The sequence below is a fragment of the Ruegeria sp. AB8 genome (assembly GCF_056542605.1).
The window spans coordinates 18888-40476 of sequence record NZ_JBQGAB010000009.1 but is presented as its reverse complement, the minus strand read 5'-3'; the positions used below and the strand labels follow the sequence as shown (position 1 = coordinate 40476).

General features: G+C 60.6%; 23 protein-coding genes and 1 pseudogene. 16 read left to right on the top strand and 8 right to left on the bottom strand.

The genetic code is table 11. The features are described from left to right. Positions 1-33: 33 nt before the first annotated feature. The 6 genes from ACR0CG_RS10890 (at position 34) to ACR0CG_RS10865 (ending at position 6337) form a co-directional block, all read left to right on the top strand. On the top strand, positions 34-711 hold the full coding sequence (locus ACR0CG_RS10890; RefSeq protein WP_480525022.1) for an SURF1 family protein: 678 nt from the start codon (positions 34-36) through the stop codon (positions 709-711). Continuing rightward, the gene (gene thrC, locus ACR0CG_RS10885; RefSeq protein ID WP_480524785.1) at positions 708-2096 is read left to right on the top strand and encodes a threonine synthase; all 1389 of its coding nucleotides are present in this window, start codon (positions 708-710) and stop codon (positions 2094-2096) included. Before ACR0CG_RS10890 ends, thrC begins: the two co-directional genes overlap by 4 nt. Continuing rightward, entirely contained in the window at positions 2093-3355 is a 1263-nt protein-coding gene (locus tag ACR0CG_RS10880) for a M16 family metallopeptidase (RefSeq protein WP_480524783.1), read from the top strand. Before thrC ends, ACR0CG_RS10880 begins: the two co-directional genes overlap by 4 nt. Continuing rightward, positions 3355-3939, top strand: coding sequence for a GNAT family N-acetyltransferase (locus ACR0CG_RS10875; RefSeq protein ID WP_170613774.1), 585 nt, complete (start codon positions 3355-3357; stop codon positions 3937-3939). The genes ACR0CG_RS10880 and ACR0CG_RS10875 overlap by 1 nt, the downstream gene beginning before the upstream one ends. Before the next feature lie 125 nt (positions 3940-4064). Then, a complete protein-coding gene (locus ACR0CG_RS10870; protein ID WP_480524781.1) occupies positions 4065-4883 on the top strand; it encodes an MBL fold metallo-hydrolase in 819 nt (272 codons plus the stop codon). A 38-nt stretch (positions 4884-4921) separates the two neighbouring features. Next, on the top strand, positions 4922-6337 hold the full coding sequence (locus ACR0CG_RS10865; protein WP_480524779.1) for an FAD-binding oxidoreductase: 1416 nt from the start codon (positions 4922-4924) through the stop codon (positions 6335-6337). Between the two features lie 34 nt (positions 6338-6371). Here ACR0CG_RS10865 and ACR0CG_RS10860 read toward each other — a convergent pair whose 3' ends face one another. From ACR0CG_RS10860 to ACR0CG_RS10850, 3 genes are all read right to left on the bottom strand, one after another. Beyond that, a complete protein-coding gene (locus ACR0CG_RS10860; protein WP_480524777.1) occupies positions 6372-6854 on the bottom strand; it encodes a fasciclin domain-containing protein in 483 nt (160 codons plus the stop codon). Between the two features lie 170 nt (positions 6855-7024). Beyond that, positions 7025-7564 (bottom strand): adenine phosphoribosyltransferase, encoded by a 540-nt coding sequence (locus ACR0CG_RS10855; protein WP_170619414.1) that lies wholly within the window; start codon positions 7562-7564, stop codon positions 7025-7027. Between the two features lie 80 nt (positions 7565-7644). Next, positions 7645-7779 carry a hypothetical protein gene (locus ACR0CG_RS10850; protein WP_321251533.1) on the bottom strand — a complete coding sequence of 45 codons (135 nt, stop codon included), beginning with the start codon at positions 7777-7779 and terminating at the stop codon, positions 7645-7647. Positions 7780-7886: 107 nt separating this feature from the next. Between ACR0CG_RS10850 and ACR0CG_RS10845 the strand changes: the two genes are divergently transcribed. Then, positions 7887-8060, top strand: coding sequence for a hypothetical protein (locus ACR0CG_RS10845; protein WP_480524775.1), 174 nt, complete (start codon positions 7887-7889; stop codon positions 8058-8060). Between the two features lie 2 nt (positions 8061-8062). On the opposite strand, the gene ACR0CG_RS10840 is transcribed toward ACR0CG_RS10845, so the two are convergent. Both ACR0CG_RS10840 and ACR0CG_RS10835 read right to left on the bottom strand, forming a co-directional pair. After that, positions 8063-8692, bottom strand: a complete 630-nt coding sequence (locus ACR0CG_RS10840; RefSeq protein ID WP_480524773.1) for a LysE family translocator — start codon at positions 8690-8692, stop codon at positions 8063-8065. Between the two features lie 50 nt (positions 8693-8742). Continuing rightward, positions 8743-9759: a DUF418 domain-containing protein gene (locus ACR0CG_RS10835; protein WP_480524772.1), complete on the bottom strand. Its 1017-nt coding sequence runs from the start codon at positions 9757-9759 to the stop codon at positions 8743-8745. Between the two features lie 222 nt (positions 9760-9981). Between ACR0CG_RS10835 and ACR0CG_RS10830 the strand changes: the two genes are divergently transcribed. Next, the gene (locus tag ACR0CG_RS10830; RefSeq protein WP_480524770.1) at positions 9982-10842 is read left to right on the top strand and encodes an alpha/beta hydrolase; all 861 of its coding nucleotides are present in this window, start codon (positions 9982-9984) and stop codon (positions 10840-10842) included. A gap of 2 nt (positions 10843-10844) precedes the next feature. Here the strand turns inward: ACR0CG_RS10830 and ACR0CG_RS10825 are convergent, their stop codons facing one another. Beyond that, entirely contained in the window at positions 10845-11717 is an 873-nt protein-coding gene (locus tag ACR0CG_RS10825) for an S-methyl-5'-thioadenosine phosphorylase (RefSeq protein ID WP_480524768.1), read from the bottom strand. Positions 11718-11936: 219 nt separating this feature from the next. Here ACR0CG_RS10825 and ACR0CG_RS10820 point away from each other — a divergent pair, with 219 nt between their 5' ends. Next, the gene (locus ACR0CG_RS10820; protein ID WP_480524766.1) at positions 11937-13571 is read left to right on the top strand and encodes a SulP family inorganic anion transporter; all 1635 of its coding nucleotides are present in this window, start codon (positions 11937-11939) and stop codon (positions 13569-13571) included. A gap of 140 nt (positions 13572-13711) precedes the next feature. On the opposite strand, the gene ACR0CG_RS10815 is transcribed toward ACR0CG_RS10820, so the two are convergent. Beyond that, positions 13712-14317: a flavin reductase family protein gene (locus tag ACR0CG_RS10815; RefSeq protein WP_480524764.1), complete on the bottom strand. Its 606-nt coding sequence runs from the start codon at positions 14315-14317 to the stop codon at positions 13712-13714. A gap of 73 nt (positions 14318-14390) precedes the next feature. Between ACR0CG_RS10815 and ACR0CG_RS10810 the strand changes: the two genes are divergently transcribed. The 5 genes from ACR0CG_RS10810 (at position 14391) to ACR0CG_RS10790 (ending at position 17448) form a co-directional block, all read left to right on the top strand. Further along, positions 14391-14885, top strand: a complete 495-nt coding sequence (locus tag ACR0CG_RS10810) for a GNAT family N-acetyltransferase (RefSeq protein ID WP_170678090.1) — start codon at positions 14391-14393, stop codon at positions 14883-14885. 53 nt (positions 14886-14938) lie between these two features. Further along, complete coding sequence (locus ACR0CG_RS10805) at positions 14939-15685, top strand: EcsC family protein (protein WP_321251549.1); 747 nt, start codon at positions 14939-14941, stop codon at positions 15683-15685. A 128-nt stretch (positions 15686-15813) separates the two neighbouring features. Further along, the gene (locus tag ACR0CG_RS10800; RefSeq protein ID WP_480524761.1) at positions 15814-16299 is read left to right on the top strand and encodes an NUDIX hydrolase; all 486 of its coding nucleotides are present in this window, start codon (positions 15814-15816) and stop codon (positions 16297-16299) included. Between the two features lie 51 nt (positions 16300-16350). Then, positions 16351-16806: a DUF1178 family protein gene (locus ACR0CG_RS10795; RefSeq protein WP_480524759.1), complete on the top strand. Its 456-nt coding sequence runs from the start codon at positions 16351-16353 to the stop codon at positions 16804-16806. Positions 16807-16809: 3 nt separating this feature from the next. After that, on the top strand, positions 16810-17448 hold the full coding sequence (locus ACR0CG_RS10790; RefSeq protein WP_480524757.1) for an SDR family oxidoreductase: 639 nt from the start codon (positions 16810-16812) through the stop codon (positions 17446-17448). On the opposite strand, the gene ACR0CG_RS10785 is transcribed toward ACR0CG_RS10790, so the two are convergent. Further along, on the bottom strand, positions 17442-17798 hold the full coding sequence (locus tag ACR0CG_RS10785) for a hypothetical protein (RefSeq protein WP_170613206.1): 357 nt from the start codon (positions 17796-17798) through the stop codon (positions 17442-17444). The two genes, ACR0CG_RS10790 and ACR0CG_RS10785, sit on opposite strands and share 7 nt — an antisense overlap. A gap of 166 nt (positions 17799-17964) precedes the next feature. Between ACR0CG_RS10785 and ACR0CG_RS10780 the strand changes: the two genes are divergently transcribed. Both ACR0CG_RS10780 and ptsP read left to right on the top strand, forming a co-directional pair. Further along, positions 17965-19203, top strand: a complete 1239-nt coding sequence (locus ACR0CG_RS10780; protein ID WP_480524756.1) for an aspartate kinase — start codon at positions 17965-17967, stop codon at positions 19201-19203. Positions 19204-19249: 46 nt separating this feature from the next. Next, positions 19250-21492 (top strand): annotated as a pseudogene (gene ptsP, locus ACR0CG_RS10775) (phosphoenolpyruvate--protein phosphotransferase). Positions 21493-21589 lie beyond the last annotated feature (97 nt).

Genomic DNA, 21589 nt, shown 5'->3' with positions numbered 1-21589 from the left:
ACGCCGGTTCCTGCAATGAGGTTTGCCCAAGCCATGCGCCGCTTTCTGTTTCTGCTGATCTTCGGCCTTGCCGGTCTGGGCGTGCTGGTGTCGCTGGGCGTCTGGCAGGTGCAGAGACTTGCGTGGAAACAGGGGATCCTGGCCGAGATCGAAAGCCGGATCTCAGCCGAGCCCGTTTCTTTGCCTCCGCAGGTTTCGGAGGATGCCGACAAGTACCTGCCGGTCACTGTCTCTGGCGAAATGGAACCGGGCGAAATCCATGTTCTGGTTTCGGTCAAGCAGGTTGGGGCCGGGTATCGCATCATCCAGTCCTTCAGTACCGCGGATCGGACAATTTTGGTGGACCGGGGTTTCGTCCGGACCACTGCCAAGCAGGCGGAGCGTTCGACCGGGCCTATGGAGATCACCGGCAATCTGCACTGGCCCGATGAGATCGACAGCTATACGCCCGATCCGGACATCGATGACAACATCTGGTTTGCCCGGGATGTGCCAAATCTGGCCGCAGCGCTGGGAGCGGAGCCGGTGCTGTTGATTGCCCGTACGAAAACCGACCCGAATGTAACGCCTTTGCCGGTGGATGCGGCGGGTATCCCGAACGATCATTTGCAATATGCAATCACCTGGTTTGGTCTGGCTCTGGTCTGGGCCGCGATGACCGGGTCCTTCCTGTGGCGCAGCCGTGCCAATACTGAGAGTGACGCGACATGAAATACATCTCGACCCGTGGGCGGGCGCCCGAACTGACCTTTGAAGAGGCGATGCTGACCGGACTGGCCCGCGATGGCGGCCTGTACCTGCCTGCCGAAATTCCGGTAATGTCACAGGACGGGATCGCCGCTCTGGCCGGTCTGTCCTATGAAGAAATCGCGTTCCGCGTGATGTGGCCCTATGTCAGCGGCTCGTTTGCCGAAGATGAGTTCAAGGAAATCATCGCCCGTGCTTACGAAGGTTTCGGCCATGATGCCCGGGCACCATTGAAGCAGCTAAACGAAAACCATTTCCTGCTGGAATTGTTCCACGGCCCGACGCTGGCGTTCAAGGATTTCGCGATGCAGCTGATCGGTCAGCTGTTCCAGGTCGCTCTGAAACGGCGGGGCGATCGCGTGACCATCGTGGGCGCGACCAGCGGCGACACCGGTTCGGCGGCCATCGAGGCGTTCCGGGGTCTGGATGCCGTGGACGTATTCATCTTGTATCCGCATGGCCGCGTGTCCGAGGTGCAGCGCCGTCAGATGACCACACCCGCCGATGGCAACGTTCATGCGCTTGCCGTGGATGGGGATTTCGACGATTGCCAGGCCGCGCTGAAGGATATGTTCAACGATTTCGACTTCCGCGATGGTGTGAAACTGGCGGGCGTGAACTCGATCAACTTTGCCCGTGTTCTGGCGCAGATCGTCTATTACTTTTCGGCAGCTGTCAGCCTCGGAGCCCCGCACCGCAAGGTCAGCTTTACCGTCCCCACCGGCAATTTCGGTGACATCTTCGCGGGCTATCTGGCCAAGCGCATGGGGCTTCCAATCGACCGTCTGGTCGTGGCCACGAACCAGAACGACATTCTGCACCGCTGCCTGTCGGGTGAGGGATACTTCAAAGGCGACACGATCCCCTCGATCAGCCCGTCGATGGATATTCAGGTCAGCTCGAACTTCGAACGCGCGCTGTATTATGCCTATGGCGAGGACGGCGCCGCAGTGGCCCAATTGATGGACGAACTAAAGACGGGCGGCTTCAACGTCAGCCAGGGCGCGATGGAGGCCTTGCGTGAAAGCTTCGACTCCGGTCGCGTGTCCGAAGACGAAACGCTTGCGACGATCAAGAACACGCTCGCCCACAGCGCCGAGCTGGTTTGCCCGCATACCGCCGTCGGTATCAAGGTCGCTGAAGCGCACCGCACGGCGGACGTGCCGATGATCACACTGGCCACCGCGCACCCGGCGAAATTCCCGGCGGCGGTCGAGAAGGCGAGCGGCGTGCATCCGCCTCTTCCATCCCGCATGTCTGATCTGTATGAACGTCCGGAACGGGTGACCCGCATTGCCAACGATCTGGGTGCCCTCGAGGATCATATCAGAAGGCATATTGCTGAGTGACTGTCAGACAGGACCAACTGAAGAACGGGTTTCGTATCGTCAGTGAACATATGCCGGGGCTGCAATCGGCGGCCATCGGTATCTGGGTAACCGCCGGCGGGCGGCACGAGCGGATCGAGCAGAACGGCATCGCCCATTTCCTTGAACACATGGCGTTCAAGGGAACCAAGCGGCGTTCCGCACTGCAGATCGCCGAGGCGATCGAGGACGTGGGCGGCTATATCAATGCCTACACTTCGCGCGAGGTGACGGCCTATTACGCGCGTGTCCTGAAGGATGACGTGGCGCTCGCCATGGACGTGATCGGCGATATCGTTCTGAACCCAGTTTTCGACCCGCGCGAGATCGAGGTCGAGCGCGGCGTCATCCTGCAGGAGATCGGCCAGGCCTATGACACGCCCGACGACGTGATCTTTGACTGGCTGCAAGAGCAGAGCTATCACGACCAGCCCCTGGGTCGGACCATTCTCGGTCCCACCGAGAGGGTCAGTTCGTTCTCGCGCGAGGATCTGTCGGGCTTCGTGGCAGAGCATTACGGCCCGGATCAGATGATCCTGTCCGCCGCCGGCGCTGTGGATCACGATGCGCTGATGAAACTGGCAGAGGAGATGTTTGGCCATCTGACACCCAGAACCGGCCTGATCGCCGAGCCTGCGCAGTTCACCGGCGGTGAGGCGCGGCAGGAAAAAGAGCTGGAACAGGCCCATTTCGCACTGGCGCTGGAAAGCCCAGGCTATCGTGAAGATGCGATCTATACCGCACAGATCTACTCGACCGCACTGGGTGGCGGCATGTCCTCGCGTCTGTTTCAGGAAGTGCGCGAGACGCGCGGGCTTTGCTACACGATTTTCGCGCAGACAGGTGCCTATGCCGATACCGGGACAACCACGATTTATGCCGGAACATCGGCCGATCAGGTTGGCGAACTGGCAACGATCACCATCGACGAGATGAAGCGCGCCGCCGAAGACATGAGCGAGGAAGAGGTCGCCCGTGCCCGTGCGCAGATGAAGGCGGGCATGCTGATGGGGCTGGAAAGCCCGTCGAACCGGGCCGAACGCTTGGCGCGGCTGGTACAGATCTGGGGCAGGGTGCCCTCGCTCGAGGATACCGTCGCCATGATCGACGCCGTCAGCACCGAGGACGTCCGCGTCTTTGCCGAGCAGATGGCCGTACAGGCCCCGGCAGCGCTGGCGCTCTATGGCCCTGTCTCGGGCGCGCCCACGCTGGCGCAATTGCAGGAGAGGCGTGCGGCGTGATGCTGTTGGGCAGACGCAAGCTGAAACTCGAAACCGAGCGGCTGAGCCTGCGTCCGCCTGTGCATTCCGATTTCAATGACTGGGCCGCGTTGCGGCGGGCGTCGCGAGATTATCTGACCCCGTGGGAGCCGATCTGGGCCCAGGATCACCTGAGCCGCAAATCCTTCACCAACCGGGTCTACTGGGCGCAGCGCTCGGTCGGCAGCAGTACGGCGATCCCGTTGTTCCTGTTTCGCCGCAGCGACAACGTACTGCTGGGGGCGATCACGCTGGACAACATCCGACGTGGCCCGGCGCAGGCCGGAACGCTTGGCTATTGGACGGGTCAAGCGTTTGCCCGGCAGGGGTACATGCGGGAGGCCATCGGCGCGGTTGTGCACCACGCCTTTACCCGCCTTGACCTGAGCCGGATCGAGGCTGCCTGCCTTCCTGAAAACAATGCCTCGCGCGGGTTGCTGGAAAGCTCGGGGTTCAAATACGAAGGCGTGGCGCAGTCGTATCTGCAGATCAACGGGCGCTGGCGGACGCATGTTCTTTATGCCAGCCTGCGTTCGGACCGGCGCGGCAAGACCGACGCCGGGTAGGTGGCCCCACAGGGGCCATCGGGGGCTCTGCCCCCGGCCGCGGCAAGCCGCGTCTCCCCCGGAGATATTTTTGGCCAGATGAACAAGGGGCATGACTTGGTGGCGTTCTGCGCTACACTCTCCTCATGCGCTGGGTGGTTCTGGCATTGATGGTAATCTCGGGAGCGGTGTCGGCGCAGGAGCGGCGGCCGAGCCATTGTATTGCCATTGCAGACGCGGCACCGGGCATTGAGTATCTGCACAAGGCGGCGTGGACCGACCCGGTGCCCGAGTTTTCGGTGCGCATCAGTTACATTGCCCACGCATCCTTTCTGATCCAGACGCGGGGCGGTTTGAACTCGGTCACCGATTTCACCGGTTTCATCGGCGGCGCCGATCTGATTCCCGACGTGGTGACGATGAACCACGCCCACAACACGCACTGGACGGCGCATCCGGATCCTGCCATCCCCCATGTCCTGCCGGGTTGGGGCGAATTCGGGCAGGGGATCGAACACTATCTTGATCTTGGTGAATTGGTGGTGCGCAACGTGTCGACCGATATCCGATCGACCCTGGGTGGGGTCGAGACCAAGGGCAATTCTATTTTCGTATTCGAGGTCGAAGGCCTGTGCATCGGCCATCTGGGGCATCTGCACCATGTCCCCTCGGACGAGCAGTTTGCCGCGTTGGGACGTTTGGATGTGGTGATGGCGGCCGTGGATGGAGGCACGACCATGCCCCTGCCCGAGATGATCACTGTTCTGAAGCGCCTCAAAAGCTCGGTTATCATACCGATGCACTGGTTCTCGGGCTTTTCGCTGGATCGGTTCCTGGTCGACATCCGGGATACATTCCCGGTGGAGCGTGACGGAGTTTCCGAGGTCACGGTGTCGCTCAAGACGCTGCCAGACCGGCCAACTGTCGTGGTGCTGGAGCCGCAATACCTGACTGATCTGGAATAAGACTTGTTGCAGCCGCGTGAGTTGGGCAAGGAAGGGGCATGACACTTTATCCCGCCGATGAAACCCTTGCCCGAAGGATCAAGGCTGAACTGGGTGACGCGATCCTGCGCCCCGTCGCAGCGCGATATCTGGAAGAACCGCGCCGCCGGTTTGCCGGGCATGTCGGCCTGCTGGCCGCGCCGCGCACGGTTCACGAGGTGGCGGGCCTGATCCGCATCGCATCCGACGCACGGGTGTCGGTTGTCCCTTATGGCGGCGGAACGGGACTGGTCGGCGGGCAAGTGATGCCGGACGGACCGCCACCGCTGGTCATATCTCTTGAGCGGATGACGGCCATCAGGGCGGTCTATCCGTCCGAGAACGTGCTGGTGGCCGAGGCTGGGGCGATTCTGGCCGATGTACAGGCAGCTGCCGAAAGCACCGACCGCCTGTTCCCTCTGTCCCTTGCCGCGCAGGGGTCTTGTCGCATCGGCGGGAATCTCGCCACCAATGCAGGCGGGGTGAACGTACTGCGTTACGGCAATGCGCGTGATCTGTGCCTGGGTCTTGAGGCGGTGCTGCCGAATGGCAACATCTGGAACGGGCTCAGCCGGTTGCGCAAGGACAACACCGGCTATGATCTGCGCAACCTGTTGATTGGGTCGGAAGGGACGCTGGGGATCATCACGGCGGCCGCACTGAAGCTGTTTCCGCGCCCGGCCGGTATTGGAACCGCGATGTTTCAAGTGACGTCTGCGCAGGCCGCCATCGATCTTCTGGCGCTTGCGCGGGACCAGGTCGGCGAAGCGGTATCGACGTTCGAACTGATCCACCGGCAGGGGCTGGAGTTTCTGTCCGAAGTTCTGCCCGCCATCCGGCAACCCTTTGCGGTGCCGCCGGAATGGTGTGTGCTGATCGAACTGGGCTTGTCGCGCGGGCTTTCTCCGACAGACACGCTTGCGGACCTTTTCGAACAGGCAAGTCAGCGCGGCTTGGTCAGCGATGGTGTGATTGCCCAGAACGAAACACAGCGTCACGAGTTGTGGTCAGTGCGCGAAGACATCCCCGAGGCGAACCGGATGATCGGCTCGGTCTCCAGCCACGATATCTCGATCCCGATTTCGCGTGTCCCCGAGTTCATTCGGCGCGGCGCGGAGATTGTGGCCGGGCTTGGGCCGTACCGGATCAATTGTTTTGGACATCTCGGGGACGGGAACCTGCACTATAACGTGTTCCCGCCAAAGGGCCGAGACAGGTCCGACTTCGACGCCCAACGGGCCGAGGTCAAGCATGCGGTGCATGAGCTAGTGCACGAATTCGAAGGATCCGTCAGCGCTGAACACGGGGTGGGTCGACTAAAAACGGGTGATCTTGAACGCTATGGAGACCCAGCAAAGCTGTCAGCAATGCGGGCAATCAAAGCGGCACTTGACCCCAAGGGGATCATGAATCCGGGCGCTGTCCTGAAGACATAACTGCGGCCCGTGTGATACGGGCCGCGCACTGCACTTATGAGCCAGGCAGGATCACCTTGTCGATAACGTGGATGACGCCATTGGACGTCTCGATATCGGCCTGAACAACATTCGCATCGTTGATCATCACGCCATTGTCCAGATCGATCGTGACCTCGCCACCCTGAACGGTTGCGGCTTTCATGTCGTCGGACAGGTCACCGGACATCACCTTGCCGGGCACCACGTGGTAGGTCAGAACGGCGACAAGCTGGTCCTTGTTCTCGGGCTTTAGCAGGGTCTCAACCGTGCCTTCGGGCAGGGCAGCAAACGCCTCGTCTGTGGGGGCGAATACGGTGAACGGCCCTTCACCTTTCAACGTGTCGACAAGTTCGGCGGCCTGAACGGCTGCAACGAGGGTTTCAAAGCTTCCGGCGCCTACCGCTGTGTCAACGATGTCCTTGGAATGGCCGTCAGCGTAAGCAGCTGTTCCGACGAAAAGGCTTGCTGCACCGGCGATTGCGAGTTTGCAAAACATGGTCTGTAATCCCTTGATGGAATGCCGTTGTTGGCATCTACCGGGCTACGCGCCGCTCTCAAGAAGAGATCACTGAATATGTCGATAAGTTTGGGTTGAACACAATGTGAACCGCGCTAAGCCGGCGCGGTCGCATATTTCCATTCACGGTTTTGTGATTGAATCGAGGCTCACAGCCCCTCGAATTCACACAGGACGTGGACATCCATGCCCATGCCTTCCAGCACCTTGCGGCCGCCCAGATCGGGCAGGTCGATGATGAACGAGCATGACACGATCTCGCCGCCCAGCCGTTCGATCAGCTTGATGCCGGCAGCGGCGGTGCCACCGGTGGCCAGCAGGTCATCGACGACAAGGATCTTTTCACCGGGCTGAATGGCGTCGTCATGGATTTCGACGATCGCCTCGCCGTATTCCAGTTTGTAGTCCTGGCTGATCGTGGTACCGGGCAGCTTGCCTTTCTTGCGGATCGGGACAAACCCGACGCTCAGCTGATGCGCTATCGCTCCGCCCAGGATGAATCCGCGCGCCTCAAGTCCCACGACCTTGTCGATCTGTTCGCCCGCATAAGGGTGCAGCATCTGGTCGATGGCCATGCGAAACCCACGCGGGTCTGCAAACAGGGTGGTGACGTCCCGGAACATGATCCCTTCATGGGGGAAATCAACGATGGTGCGGATATAATCCTTGACCGTAGTGTGTTTGGGCATGCGCGACCCCTTGCCTCGTGCTACGCGGGGTGTTTGGCCTATCCATGCCTTTCACGCAAGCAAAGTTTGGCTTTTCGGGCTCACCTGCGGCGCTTTGGCAGCGCCATGGGAAGGCCGTAGTAGCAGTAACGTCCCACAGGCAGCCACGACAGATGCGGCTTGCGCCAGTTGCGCTGATCTTTCAGGAGAAACGCCTGAGCGACGTTAAGGTCCATTGCTACAAGCCCTACTTTATTGTTATGCACACGATATCTACATTCTCTATGCAATGTATATACAATGCGCAGCTAAAGGAATCGAGAATTTGACGGGGTCCAGAGGCGTGACACAGAAAATCGGTAAAGGTTCTGCCAGGAAAAACAGTCAGTTGGTCCTGCGGCTGGACAGAGATGAGCGTGACGCTTTTGTCGAGTTATGCAAAGAGCTGGACACCTCGGCGGCGCGCGAAATCCGACGCTTCATTCGTGGGTTCATGAAGGAACACGCCGAGGGGTAGCGTCAGGCAGGGCGGCGCAGAATGGCGGTTGCAAATCCCATTCCGATCAACGCCAATCCGCCGAACCGGGTCATGGCGGTGATGACATTGGCACGTCCGATCATCAGGCGCAGTCGGTCGGCCAGCAGCGCATAGGCCAGCGCGTTCAGCCAGGCCAGCCCGACAAATGTAGCAATCAGGATCGTGAACTGCGGGCCCAGCGGGTCATCCGGGCGCAGGAACTGCGGTACAAAAGCGATGAAAAAGGCGATGGACTTGGGGTTCAGCGCCGTCACGGCCGCCGCATGGCCAAAAACGCCGCGCGCCGTCACCTCGCGTTCGGTGCGGACGGTGTTCAGCCCGCCTGACGGGGCGCTGCGCAGAAGTTTGATACCCAGCCAGACCAGATAGGCCGCCCCGACCCATTTCAGAACGGAAAACAAGGTGGCCGAGGCGAGAACCAGTGCCCCAAGTCCCAGCAGAGATGCCGTCATCGCCAGCAGATCGCCAAGCGCCACGCCGGTGGCCGAGGCGACGGCGACACTGCGCCCTTTCGACAAGGCGTAGCTGAGTATCAGCAAAACCGTCGGCCCGGGGATCAGCAGCAGGGCGGTGGAAGCGGCAACAAAGGCCAGCCATAGATCTGTCGACATGAGGCATCCTGTAATTTTGTCTCACAGAAAGACTTGCCGCGCGGTTGCCGTCAAGCCTTACGTGGTTCGGTTGCCCATCGCATAAGCGCCTCAAGCGGGCCCCGCTTGAAGCGGCGGAACCACATCAGGGCAAAAAGCGACGATGCGGCGCAGAACAGCAGTGTGTACCCCACGATCTGCGGCGCGGTCAGGGAACCGTCCAGCAATCCGGCCTCATCAAGAATGCCCATCCCGACCAGGATATGCGCCATGTACAGGGTCAGGCTCTGCCTGCCCGGCGCCACCAGGGCAGGGGCCAGTTTTGAACGCTCGATCACGGGCCATAGTTTGAGTGACAGCCCGATAATCAGACATGCCGTCCCCGTGCCCGCCATTATATAGAACGGACCGGGCGGGATGGATTCGGTGCCCAGCCAGGCCTTCAGTTCGGGGTCGTGGATCAGCATTTGCGGACATTGCGCCAGAACGGCGGCGGCGAAACCCCAGATGATCAGGCGGTGTTGAATGCACAGAGTTTGCAACTGTGTCCTCCCGATCGCCATCCCGATCAGCAAAAACGCGGCCCACGGCAGGACCGGATGCCAGCCATTAAACAGCGCGTTGCGCAGGAACCCGGGCAAGGTCCACAGGTCGGTGTAGGTCAGGGTGGTCCAGTCCCAGCCCCGGTCATAGTCGAAACTGAGCATCGCAAGCACCGACAGTGCGACAATCCCCAACGCGCCCAGCCACAAGCCGCGCGTCGTGGCGGTCAGGAACGCCGCGCCGACAACAAAATACAGCGCGTAGAAATGCAGGATGTCCGCGTCGAACACGGTCATGTTGATCAGGCCCAGCCCGAACAGAAATGCGGCGCGGCGCAACAGCCTACTGGAAGAAATTTGTGACAACCCGATGCCGACCCCGGCCAGCACCACAAACAGCGCAGCCGCGCGCCCCTCAAGCGCGTCGACCAGAGCCGAGGCCCAGTCACGGCCCGGTTCCACGCCGGCTGCAATTCGGAAATTGACCAGCACCATGCCGCAAAAGGCCAAGTAGCGGGCGGCATCCAGCGCCTTGAGACGTGTCATCGGTCCTCACATTTGGTGGTGGCTGGCTAAATATTTGCCGCCACTCGATAATCTTCGTCAACATGGAGAGCTCGCCGTGCGTTTCAACCATGTAAAGTGCGAAACCTGCGCTGGCTGACTTCGTGGCAACAGATTAAGATTCAATAAAGCACTGTACCCGAGCCTTGAAATACGGCTCAAAGCGTCAGACCTGTAATGCAAGCCTGAGTGTCGGAGGGGCCAATGGTAGAGACGCAACACGCAAAACCAGATGGGAAGGTCGCCGGACCGGGTATCGTCCGGATCCGGCGCGCGTTGACCGGGCTCGTTCTGGCCGGGGCCGTTCTGTATATCGGCGCGGTCAGCTACATGTACCTCAACCAGAAGTCACTGCTGTTCAAGCCCGAGGGCGAACTGCCCGAACCTGCTGAGATCGGGCTGGCGGATGTTGATGTGATCTCGCTGCCGATGTCCGACGGCACGGTATTGACGGCCTGGTCCGCGCCTCCGGCCATCGACGGCGCGCCGACCGTTCTGTTCTTTCACGGCCAGTCCGGGAACCTTGGTGACCGGTCCGAACGGTTTCGCGCAATCCTGAACAGCGGATACGGGCTGCTTGCGCCCAGCTATCGCGGGTTTCCCGGAAGCGGGGGCGAGCCATCCGAACGGGCGCTGATTTCCGACGGGGTGCACCTGTTCGACAGGCTGAGCAGCGCTGGCGAGACCGTTGTCCTGCACGGCCAAAGCCTTGGAACCGGGGTCGCGGCCGCGGTGGCCGAACAACGCCCGGATGCCAGACTGCTCGTGCTTGAGGCGCCGTTTACTGCAACGGTCGACGTCGCGGCCGAGCGGTATCCCTGGCTGCCGGTCTCAACCCTGATGAAAGATCAGTTCGCGACGCGGGACATCATCGACGATGTTACTGTGCCGACCCTGATCTTCCACGGCACGATGGACGAAACCATCCCGTTGAATCACGCCCAGGCATTGGCGGCTCTGGCCGGGGGTACGGCGCAGCTTCATGTGATCCCCGACGGTACACATAACGATCTCTGGTCGCGCGGCCTTTGGGACGTGGTCGAACAGAGCCTGACAAAAAACTGACGTCAGAGGATCCGCCCGGCGACCGCATCCAGTTTGGCCAGCAAGGCCGGGTCGCGCTTTTCCGTTGCGGTCAGAATCGCAAACTCCAACGCCCGGTCACAGCCATGCGGGCAGGGCGCACGCTCGGCCCCCAGCAAGGCCGGCAACCCCTTGACCAGCGCGCGGCCCTTTTCCGCATTGCCGGTCAGGGTGGCGATAATCGTGGTCACGTCCACCTCGCCGTGATCCGGATGCCAGCTGTCATAGTCCGTGACCATGGCAACGGATGCGTAACAAAGCTCGGCCTCGCGGGCCAGTTTGGCCTCGGGCATGTTGGTCATGCCGATGACATCACAGCCCCAGTGCTCGCGATACATCTTCGATTCCGCCAGCGAGGAGAACTGCGGCCCCTCCATCGCCAGATAGGTGCCGCCGCGATGCACGGTGATGCCTGCCGATTTGCCTGCGGTCTCGCACGCATCGCCCAGACGCGGGCAGGTGGGATGGGCTACGCTGACATGGGCCACGCAGCCGGTTCCGAAAAAGCTCTTCTCGCGCGCAAAAGTTCGGTCAATGAACTGATCTACAATAACAAAGTCGCCAGGTGCCATGTGTTCGCGAAACGAACCGCAGGCCGAAACCGAGATCACATCCGTTACACCCAGCCGCTTGAGCGCGTCGATATTGGCGCGATAGGGCACCTCGGTCGGCGAATGCACATGCCCCCGTCCGTGCCGGGGCAGGAACGCCATCTCTATCCCCTCAAGCGATCCGGTCAGAATCTGGTCCGACGGTGCCCCCCACGGCGTTTCGACACTGACCCATTGTGCATTTTCCAGCCCGTCAATGTCATAAATGCCCGATCCGCCAATGACGGCTATCTTTGTCTGGGTCACGTCGTTTCTCCGATCCAAAATTTCTTTCCTGAAATTTCTGAGCCGCCAGCGGCCATTTGACAAGTGGTTTCAACCGATTGTGCGCCTGACCCTGTGGACCGTGATCTCGCTATGTGCTCAGCGCATGGCAGGTTCCCGCCAGATGCTGTACCTCGCGGGGGAAATGGCGGGTACAAGGCGCGCTTCGCGCGAACCAATCAAAACCGACAGGACCGTCCAATGCCCCGAGCCTTGCTGGCAAGTTTTGCCAATCGCCTTGCCATACCCGATCTGCGCTGGATGCCGGACGAAGGCTTCACCCTGTCGCGTATCCGGATCGAGCTGCTTTCGGGGCTGACCGTCGCCCTGGCACTGGTGCCCGAGGCCGTGGCTTTTGCCTTCGTTGCTGGCGTACACCCCCTGGTCGGGTTGTATGCCGCGTTCCTTGTCGGTCTGATCACCGCTCTGATCGGCGGTCGTCCCGGCATGATCTCGGGTGCAACCGGCGCTCTGGCTGTGGTCATGGTCGCGCTGGTGGCGGAGCACGGGGTTGAGTATCTGTTCGCCACGGTTGTTCTGATGGGTATCCTGCAAGTCATTGCGGGGGCGATGCATTGGGGGCGGTTTATCCGACTGGTGCCGCATCCGGTGATGCTGGGCTTCGTGAACGGACTGGCGATTGTGATTTTTCTGGCCCAGATGGGGCAGTTCAAGGTGCCGGGAACCATGGAAAACACCGGTCACGGCATGGGCGGCGGTGAATGGCTGTCGGGCATGCAACTTTATACCATGCTGGGTCTTGTTGCTCTGACCATGGCGGTCATCTGGGTGATGCCACGTATCACGCGTATTGTGCCGGCCCCGCTGGCTGGCATCGTGGTTGTCGCCGCACTGGTGATCGGCTTTGGGCTGGACGTGCCGCGCGTCGGCGATCTGGCCTCGATCGAAGGCGGCTTGCCCGCCTTCCACATCCCGATGGTGCCGTTGAACTGGGAAACCTTCGAGATCATTCTGCCTTATGCAGTCATTCTGGCCGCGATCGGATTGATCGAATCCCTTCTGACCCTGAACCTCGTGGGCGAGATAACAGGCAAACGCGGTGGCGCATCGCAGGAATGTATCGCGCAGGGCGCAGCCAACGTCGTGACCGGATTCTTCGGCGGCATGGGTGGCTGTGCAATGATCGGCCAGTCGATGATCAACGTGAAATCTGGAGGGCGTACACGTGTCGCGGGGATCGCGGCCGCCCTGTTCCTGCTGGTGTTCATCCTGTTTGCCGCCCCCCTGATCGAACAGATCCCGCTGGCGGCACTGGTGGGTGTGATGTTCATGGTCGTGATCGGCACCTTCGCGTGGAACTCGTTCAACATCATGCGCAAAGTGCCTCTGACAGACGCGTTTGTGATCGTTCTGGTCACCGTCGTGACGGTCATGGAGGACCTCGCGGTCGCCGTTGTCGTCGGCGTGATTGTCTCGGCGCTGGCCTATGCCTGGAACAACGCCAAACGCATCCACGCGGTCACCCGCGATTCCGAGACTGAAAAAGGCGCCAAGGTCTATGAAATTCAGGGGCCGCTGTTCTTTGGGTCGTCGGAGGGCTTCCTCGAAATCTTCGACGTGCCGAACGACCCCGAAACCGTGATTATCGATTTCGCCGCAAGCCGGGTTGTAGATCAGTCCGCCTTGCAGGCCATCGAGAATATCGCGGCCAAATACGAGGCGGCAGACAAGCGGGTCATGCTGCGCCACCTGAGCCGGGATTGCCACAAATTGCTCAACAAAGCCGGACATCTGATGGTCGATAGCGACGACGACCCGGATTATGAACTGGCGGTCGACTATTCGGTCCGTACCGGCATATTGGGCGGCCACTAATTTTTGCGAGGCTCTGCCTCGCGCTCCGGGATATTTGGGGCCAGATGAATGAAGGATCCGTTTCTTCATCTGGCCGAAAATATCCCCGGGGGAGTCGCGGCTTGCCGCGGCGGGGGCAGCGCCCCCCTTGTTCTGCGCCCTCAATCGTCCGGGCGTTCGAGCGCGAACAGCTCAGTAACAACCGAGTAGTCCCGATATCCCAGACGGGCCAGCGGTTTGAACGCGGTGACGTCAAATCGCCCGTCGCGGATATGCGCGTCATCGAGATGAACACCGATGACTTCTCCGAACACCACCCGGTTGGCCTCTCCGGGCAGGGTCACGATCTTTGTCAATCGGCATTCCAGAGCCGCAGGCGCGCCCTTGATCCGGGCGCAGGGGATGGTTTCACACTTGATCGGTGTCAGCCCGGCATGGGCGAATTCGTCAATTTCCTTCGGCAGACCTGCCGAACTGGCATTCATGGCATCCTGATCGGCATGCGCCACGACGTTCACGCAGAAAACGCCGGTGGCCTCGATATTGGCAATAGTGTCCTTGCCGCCGTCCTGATCGTGCTTGGTGCCGGTTGTGGCAAACATTACCTGAGGCGGCGTGTACGCGACCCCGTTGAAGAAGGAATAGGGCGCTAGATTGTTGATCCCATCCGCATCGCGCGTCGAAATCCAGCCGATCGGGCGGGGGGTGATGATGGCGTTGAAGGGGTTGTGCGGCAGGCCGTGGCCGTCTTCGGGGCGATAGAACATCAAGGTCTCCAAGCGTTTGCCCAAGGCGTATCGAAGTGCTAGGGCGAATTCCAGCAAGGAAAAGAGGGCGCGCGTGCAGCAATTCAAGATCAGGCCGGAACAGCCGGATGACTGGTGGGAGGTCGAGGCGCTTTATGACCTGTGCTTTGCACCCGGTCGCGAGGCTCTGTCTTCCTATCGTCTGCGCGATGATGTGCCACCGGTGGCGGGCCTGTCGCTTGTTGCCCGCGACGGGCAGGGTATTTTGGCCGGTGCGATCCGGTTCTGGCCGGTCCATGTCGGCGATCATGATGCATTGTTGCTGGGTCCGGTGGCAGTTCACCCGACCCATCAGGGCGAGGGTCTTGGCGGTTTCCTGATCCACGAGGGGTTGCAGGCCGGGCGCGAGAAAGGCTGGGCGCGGGTCATGCTGGTGGGGGACGCGCCCTATTACTCGCGGTTTGGTTTTTCGTTGCTGAAGCATGTGGAAATGCCGCCGCCAACCAATCCTGACCGTGTTTTGGGGCTGGAACTTGTGCCCGGAAAATGGGGCGGGGTGCAGGGCCTCGTATCACGCTGGACCCGCTGAACTATTGAAACTGCCCTGCTGAGTGCCGATCTTTCTGACTGAGGAGGAGGCAGATGCAGAACGTGGTTCTTGTTGAAGAACTGGATGCCGACGCTGAACTGGATCGGCTTGCAGCGCATTACCGGTCCGCCGGTGGCGCGGGGGTGAAACTGCTTAATGCGCTTGGCGGATCAGCGGAATCTCTGCTGGATCAGTTGCCTGAGCCCGTGCGTCTGGGTCTGACCGGCGCGACAGAGCAGGCGCTTTGGATTGCCATGCACGCCGCAGAAGGATCGCGCCGGGCGATACCCGACCAGCAACCTTGGGTGAATACCGTCGTCAGCACGGCCATGGGAGCGGCAGGTGGCATGGGCGGTCTGTCGACTGCCCTGATGGAGCTGCCCGCGACAACAGCCATGCTGCTGCGTGCCATTCAGGGGGCCGCTGCCCGCGAAGGATTTGACCCGTCCGAGGAAGGTGTGAAATTCGATTGCGTCCGGGTCCTGTCTGCCGCAGGGCCCCTGTCAGATGATGACGGGGCTGATCTGGGGTTCTATTCCGTGCGCCTGACGCTGACCGGACCGGCCATGCAGCGCTTGATCGCGGCGGTTGCACCGCGCCTGTCGGTGGTTCTGGGCCAGAAACTGGCGGCCCAGTCCATTCCGGTTCTGGGTGCTTTGGCCGGAGGCAGCACGAACTATGTCTATTCCCGCTACTATCAGCAGATTGCCCGTGTCCATTTCGGATTGCGCCGACTGGCGGTGGATGCCGACATCCCGCATGACGAACTTGTGCGCCGCTTGGCTTCGCGAATGAAATAACGCCCGACTTTTGCAGTCCCGCTTGGTAAGTACCGCATCATGTGGTATGTTTACCCTCAGCAGACCCAAAATAAGAGCAGAAATTCGGTCTAAAAAACAGGCGTTGATATCATTTGAAAGGCGGTAGCGTGAACAACGCGAAGCATTCGCCAACTTCTCGGCGCAAGGCCGGGGCTTGTCCTGTCCATTCACAGGCGGCAGCACTGTGCTACCGGATCCATCAAAACCGGCCCGAGATCCTTTTGATTACCACCCGCCGCTCCGGGCGCTGGATCATACCCAGAGGCTGGCCAATCCTGGGGCTCAGCCCGTCAGAAACCGCCGAGCGGGAGGCGTGGGAAGAAGCGGGCGCTGTCGGTCGGTGCGACAAAAAGGCGATGGGGCGGTACACTTACATCAAGCACCGTTCCAAGAAACGGACACTTTTGTGCGAAGTTGATGTGTTTGCGATGCTGGTAAGCTCAATGGCTTCGGATTTCCCGGAAAGCGACGAGCGCAAGCGGGAATGGTGCGTTCCGGAAAAGGCTGCTTTAAGGGTCAATTCGCCGGAACTTTCCGTATTGTTGCGGGATTTTGGGCAATATCCCTGCCAACTTCTGGCCGGAAGGGCTTGATATTACGGTATTGGTCGGTATCTATTTTGTAACACGTATTTTGGGCGAAACATGATTCAGTACGCATTGAAATGCAGCAACGGCCATACATTTGAAAGTTGGTTTCAATCGGCCGCCGCCTACGACAAACTTGCAGCTGCGGGCATGGTGACATGCGCGGTCTGCGGCTGTTTGCAGGTGGAAAAGGCGATCATGACCCCCCGTGTCCGGCCCGCCCGCAATGCCGTGGCACGCCCGGAACCCGCGCCGGCCGAGCCCGCGCCGATCAATGTTGCAAAACCATCGCTTGAGATCGAAAAGATCCTGACGCAACTGCGCCGCCAGGTGGAAGAGAATTCGGATTACGTCGGTAAGGATTTCGCATCCGAGGCCCGCAAGATTCACCTCGGCGAAGCGCCCGACCGTGCCATCTATGGCGAGGCCAAGGCGGAAGAGGCCAAAGCCCTGATCGAAGACGGTGTTCCGGTCGCCCCGCTGCCATTTGTTCCCAGCCGAAAGACGAACTGACCCGTGCGCGTTGTGATCACCGGGGCCAATCGCGGTATTGGAAAGGCTCTGGCCGACAGGTACCGGAACAGGGGTGATGACGTCATCGGAACCGCGCGCGATGACAGTGCGCAGATCAAGCTGGACGTCGCAGAACCCGCTCATCACGCTGCCATGGCTGAACGGCTGATTGGTCAGCCTGTTGATCTGCTGATCTGCAATGCAGGCGTCTATCTCGACAAAGGACATGGCATCGACGAATACCCGGCAGACATGTGGGCGCAGACATTCGCGACCAATGTCACCGGCGTCTTTCTGACGGTCCAGTCCCTGTTGCCGAACCTGCGTGCGGCCAAAGGCAGGATCGCAATTCTGTCCTCGCAAATGGCTTCGCACACGCGCGCGCCCGGTGGCAGCTACATCTACCGTGCGTCCAAGGCCGCCGCGCTGAATCTGGGGCGGAATCTGGCGGCAGATCTGCAGGGTGAGGGCATTGCCGTCGGCATCTATCACCCCGGCTGGGTGCAGACCGATATGGGTGGCTCGGCGGCCGCCATCACCGTGGATCAGGCCGTTGAGGGCCTGCTCGAACGTTTCGACACGCTGAACCTGGACAGTTCAGGGTGTTTTGAAACCTATGACGGTCAGGCGCACCCTTACTGAGTGGCCAGTGCCGCCTTGGGAATCTCGTAAACCTCGCCGGGGTCGATGAAGATCACCATCATGTCGCCACGCGTTTCGGAGGTGATTTTCGATGTCGAGCTGCTGGATTCCGGCTCGCCATTGGTGAAATAGATCTGCCGCACTTCGCCGGTGCTCAGTTGCACGGCCAGTGTCGCGGTTCCATCGTCGCGGCGACGCAGCTCGGCATTGCACGAGCGCAGAGGTTCACCGGCAATGGCGGCGCAGGGAACGGTACCCAGTGCGTTCTTGCCATCGGTTCCGGCCAGTGTCGCGGATTGAGCAAGAGCGGACGAGGACAAAAGGGCAAAGGCAGCAGCAAGACGGTACATGAAAAAACCTCGTGAAGGATGTGTCAGACGCAGGCTGGCACCGCAGGAACCCATTGTAAAGTCGGCCTGCGCGCCAATCAGGACATCTTTGCGCCCTTGCCCTTGCGCCCCCCCTCGCTTATGAGGCTCGGGACCAGAAATAAAAGGCGCGGAGACACCTGCCCCCATGCCCGTACTCGTGATGAAATTCGGTGGCACTTCGGTTGCCAATCTCGACCGCATCCGCCGCGCGGCCAAGCGCGTGGGCGTTGAAGTGGCAAAGGGCTATGACGTGATCGTCATTGTCTCGGCCATGTCGGGCAAGACCAACGAACTGGTGGGCTGGGTCGACGAAACATCGCCGTTGTACGATGCGCGCGAATATGATGCGGTCGTATCTTCAGGGGAAAACGTTACTGCTGGCCTGATGGCGCTGACACTGCAGGAAATGGACGTGCCCGCGCGCAGCTGGCAGGGCTGGCAGGTTCCGCTGCTGACCACAAGCGCACACAGTCAGGCCCGGATCGAAGACATTCCGACCGGCAACATCAACCAGAAATTCGCCGAAGGCATGAAGGTTGCTGTGGTTGCAGGCTTTCAGGGCATCAGCCCCGAGGGTCGGATCACCACGCTGGGCCGGGGTGGTTCGGACACCACGGCAGTGGCCTTTGCCGCAGCCTTCGATGCCGAACGCTGCGACATTTATACGGACGTGGACGGGGTCTACACCACGGATCCGCGCATCTGTGAAAAAGCGCGCAAGCTGGACCGGATCGCGTTCGAAGAGATGCTGGAACTGGCCTCGCTGGGGGCGAAGGTCTTGCAGACCCGTTCGGTCGAACTGGCCATGCGTTACAAGGTGAAACTGCGCGTTCTTTCAAGTTTCGAAGAACAATCCGACGAGGCCGGCACTCTGGTCTGCGACGAGGAGGATATCATGGAATCCAATGTTGTGGCCGGTGTGGCCTATTCCCGCGACGAAGCCAAAATGACCGTGGTGTCCGTGGCCGACCGCCCCGGCATCGCCACGACCATCTTCACCGCGCTCAGCGACGAAGGCGTGAATGTCGACATGATCGTTCAGAACATTTCGGACGAAGGCCGGACCGACATGACGTTCTCTTGCCCGACCGACCAGGTTGCCCGCGCCGAAAAGGCATTGCATGCCATCAAGGAAAAGGGCGAGTTGAACTACGCTGAGTTAGTCGCCGACAATGACGTCTGCAAGGTATCGGTTGTCGGTATCGGTATGCGTTCGCAATCGGGTGTGGCTGCGAAAATGTTCAAGGTACTCTCGGAAGAGGGGATCAACATTAAGGTCATTACAACCTCCGAGATCAAGATTTCTGTTCTGGTCGACCGGAAATACATGGAACTTGCTGTTCAGGCACTGCATGATGCCTTTGAACTGGACAAGGCGGCCTGAGCATTTCAGCCAAGGGTTTTGCCTGACACCGTAAATTGGTTTGGCCATGGCGGACGGCACCGAAACTGAATCCCGCAAGCTGCTGGGGCGGCTGCGCGAAGAAATGGCGAGCGAGGCCGCCGGTCAGGAACGACTTGACCGGATCACGCATCTGATCGCCGACAGTATCCGGGCCGAGGTCTGCTCGATCTACCTGTTCCGCGATCAGGAAACGCTGGAGCTGTGCGCCACCGAAGGGCTGTCGCCCGAGGCGGTGCACAAGACCCGCATGCGCATGGGTGAAGGTCTGGTGGGCCGGGTGCGAAATCGGGCAAGGTGGTCAACACTGCAAACGCTCCTTCGGCGAAGGGCTTCCGCTATATGCCGGAAACGGGTGAGGAGCGGTTTTCGTCCTTCCTGGGCGTTCCGGTGCAAAGGCTTGGCGAAAAACTGGGTGTGCTGGTCGTGCAATCACGCGAGGCGCGCGAGTTTTCCGCCGACGAGATTTATGCGCTGGAAGTGGTCGCGATGGTTCTGGCCGAGATGGCCGAGCTTGGCGCCTTTGTCGGCGAGGGCGCGGCCCTGTCGCCGCTGCACCAGCAATCGGTCCAGCTGACCGGTGGTCCGGCGCAGGAAGGATCTGCCGAAGGCCATGTCTGGCTGCATGAACCGCGCGTTGTCGTGACAAACCCGATCGCGGACGATCCCCACCGCGAACGCGAGCGCCTGACCGAAGCGGTCGATGAATTGCGCGTGGGCGTCGACAAGATGCTCGAAATCTCGCAGGGCGGCGACAAGGAGCAGCTGCAGGTTCTGGAAGCCTATCGCATGTTTGCCAACTCCAAGGGCTGGATGCGCCGGATGGAGGAAGACATCGCCCGCGGTCTCAGCGCCGAAGCTGCGGTGGAAAAGGAACAGTCTCAGGCCCGCGCGCGGATGGAGCAGGTGACAGATCCGTACCTGCGTGAACGGCTGGCCGACCTTGACGATCTCAGCAATCGGCTGCTGCGCATTCTGACCGGGCAGGGCAACACCAACGGGGCGGATCTGCCGCCCGATCCGATCCTGATTGCCCGCAATATCGGTCCAGGCGATCTTCTGGAATACGGGCGGTCGCTGAAAGGCATCGTTCTCGAGGAAGGCTCTGTCGGCAGCCACGCCACCATCGTCGCCCGGGCACTGGCGATTCCGCTTGTGGTGCATGTCGGTCGCATCACGACCGAGGCTCTGAACGGAGACCACATTCTGGTCGACGGCGACAACGGCGTCGTGCATCTGCGCCCCGAAGACACAGTAGTCAGCGCCTTCCGCGACAAGATCGCCATGCAGGCCAAGGCGCAGGAACGCTACGCCTCGATTCGCGATACCCCGACCGTTACCCGCGATGGAGAGCGGATCCATCTGGTGATGAACGCGGGCCTTATGGCCGACCTGCCGTCGCTGGGCAACTCCGGGGCCGAAGGCGTGGGACTGTTCCGGACCGAGCTGCAATTCCTGATCCGCAACCAGATGCCCAAACGATCGGAACTGGTGACTCAATATCAGCGTGTGCTGGATGCGGCGGGGGAAAAGCGCGTGGTGTTCCGCACGCTGGATATCGGGTCCGACAAGGTTCTGCCTTACATGAAGCACGTGGCCGAACCGAACCCGGCTTTGGGTTGGCGTGCGATCCGCGTGGGTCTGGACAAGCGCGGCGTGATGCGCATGCAGTTGCAGGCGCTGCTGCGCGCTGCCAACGGCCGCCCGCTAACCATCATGTTCCCGTTCGTGGCGCAGGCCGACGAATTCCGCGAAGCCCGCTGGGAGGTCAACAAAACCATCGAGCGGGAGAAACGTCTGGGCCATGTCCTGCCCGAGTCGCTTGAAGTGGGCGCGATGCTTGAAACGCCGTCGCTGGCCTTCGCCCCGCAAAAATTCTTTGACGAGGTCGATTTCATTTCGATCGGCGGCAACGACCTGAAACAGTTCTTCTTTGCGGCCGACCGCGAAAACGAACTTGTGCGCCGCCGTTATGACACGCTGAACGTCAGCTTCCTCAGCTTCATCGAACGTATTGTCGAGCGTTGCAACATCTCGAACACACCGCTCAGTTTCTGCGGCGAGGACGCCGGACGCCCGGTTGAGGCGCTGTGCCTTGCGGCCATGGGCATCCGGTCGCTGTCGATGCGTCCGGCCTCGATCGGCCCGGTCAAAAGCGTTCTGCTTCGGGCAAACCTGCAGGAAGTGCGCAAGATCATCGCCGATGCCCGGCATCGCGGCGAACAGTCGGTGCGGCCCTCGGTTATGGAGTGGTTGCGAAATCAGGGTTGATCTTTGAGCCCATTTTGCCTATTCACCTCACGAGTGTTAGCGATAACATAACCTACGATACCGGTATTGCAGCGATCTGGTGCTAAGGTGATCCGAA